General features: G+C 25.8%; 1 protein-coding gene. It reads right to left on the reverse strand.

What is annotated here, in order from left to right; translation table 11 throughout:
- Positions 1-1651 (reverse strand): hypothetical protein (locus ACMOUI_RS09380; protein ID WP_418965438.1); only part of this gene is annotated, 1651 nt, incomplete at its 3' end.
- Positions 1652-2190 lie beyond the last annotated feature (539 nt).

The following is a 2190-nucleotide window of genomic DNA, read 5'->3' on the forward strand; positions in this document are numbered from 1 at the left end:
GAGCTAAAGCTTTATTTTTTGATTTAACACTTTTATGCTCATTTAGTGGGCTAATATCCTTTTGTACCATTTTTAACTTTTCATCAAAATATCCTATTTCATCCAAATAATCACATATTATCGTTATTTTTCCAGCTTTAAAAGCTATCTTTTGTATCTTGGTATCTTGACCACATTTTTTTATATAGTATTTATACGCTTCATTCTCTATTTCAAGCTTTTCTTTATCATTTAATGCGTTAAATTTCTCTAATATATCTTTATATCTATGTGTCTTATCTACAACTTCAACTGTTTCCTCTTTAAGCTCAACGTTAGAAGATTTTTCATTTTTTGTTTTCATTAAAGAGATCTCATTGATATCTTCATCCCTAGTCCAATCATTTTCTAATGCTTTAATAAAATAAGCTCTAACTTTGTCCACTCTATTTCTTTTCATATAAATCGCCACTTTTTGAACTTTTTCCAATCCATAACTCTCTATTGAATCTTTGATGGTTTTAGGCATTGTTTTTAAACTTCTAGCTTTTGCAGGCATTAAATTTAAAATATCCTCTATCATTTCTGGGGTAACAATAACAAAATCTTTTAATTCATCCTTACTATCATCCTGCAAATCTTTATTTTCTGTATGACTAACCAATAACTGACTTTGACTTAAGTGTCTAAATTCATTTAAATCATCAAAAAATCTCTGTTGTTTATCCTGAACTGTAAAATCATAAAAGAAAATTTCCACTTCAGCATTTTCCCAAGTGCCCTCTTTTTCTAAAATAAAATCTTTTATTAAGTCTTTGTCCTTTAATTCTTGAAAGCTTTTTATTAAAGTTTTTACAGTTCTTCCAATATTACTTTTATCATATTTCAAAGGTATTCTTTTTATTAAATACATAACATCTATCTTCAAATAAATTTCACTAAATCTAAGTTTTTCTATCAGCATATAGATTGTTCTAGCTGTGCTGGATTCTATATCCAGCAAAACCGCTGCATCGTAAACTAAATACCCTTTTGCCAATATATTTTTATAAAAAAAATCTGATATTTTTATTTGATATATCTCCTTTATTCTTTTATCATTTATTTTGGCTTTTATATCTGCATTCTCTTTTCTTTCCAAACTAACAATATCTAGTTCAAAAATAGATCTTGTTATCTCCTCTTTTAAAACAGATTTTAATTCATTAAAATACATTGTATTTTTAAAGCTATAAAAAGTATTTGCAATTCTTAGCAAGCTTTTTTTTATAAGCTCATTTGCTCTATTTGTATTTAGCCCTAACTCTTTTTTAAGTTCACTCAGTGTAACCCAAAATTTTTGTGGCATCCCTTTATCTTTCATTATTTTCATTAACACTATAAAAACTTTTTCCTCCATTTCTCCAGGAATATGATATCCAGATGCAGGGGTAACAGTTATATAAGTATCTCTATTATTATTAAAATAATATTTAACTATTTGATTAATTTTTCTTTTTGTATTTTTACTAAATATTGGATACTGTATAATGTTCATATCCATTCTTATTAATGCTCTATTTTTTATAAAACTTTCATCTAAAGTTATATTTTCTTCAACTATTTCTGTCTCTGGAGTATCTATAACCTCTTGAAAATTTAAATTGTTGCTTTTCTTTTTTACTATTTTCATAACTCAACTCCAACAATTTTTTTCGTCATTACATGGGTATATCTCAATTATTTATACATATTCTTTAATATTTTATTAGATTATACCTAAAAAACACTAAATTTTCAAGAAAAATACTCCCACTTAATGAGGATAATAGCAAATTTCATTAAAATACTCCCAATAAGTGATGACAAAAAAATAGTAAAATTAAACATATCCCACTTAATGAGGATAGATACTCCCATCTAACGAGGAAGAAAGTCCCACTTAATGAGGATAGATACTCCCATCTAACGAGGATAAATAGTCCCAACTAATGAAGATGAGTATGATACCATTAAATACCTCTCTAATTAATGCTTCTCAGCCATTTTTTTGGCTTTTTTTTTGTACATAACAATATATAACAATATAAACAATATATAAACAACTATAAACAATGTAACTAATAAAAAAATTAACGCATTTTTATAAAAATAAAAAAATATGCGTTGACTTTTAAAACTTTATATAGTATTCTTATAATATAAAAAAGAGGTAATCAAAATGATATACCC

It is taken from the genome of Cetobacterium sp., assembly GCF_048470075.1.
In the GTDB taxonomy this organism is placed as follows: Bacteria; Fusobacteriota; Fusobacteriia; order Fusobacteriales; family Fusobacteriaceae; genus Cetobacterium_A.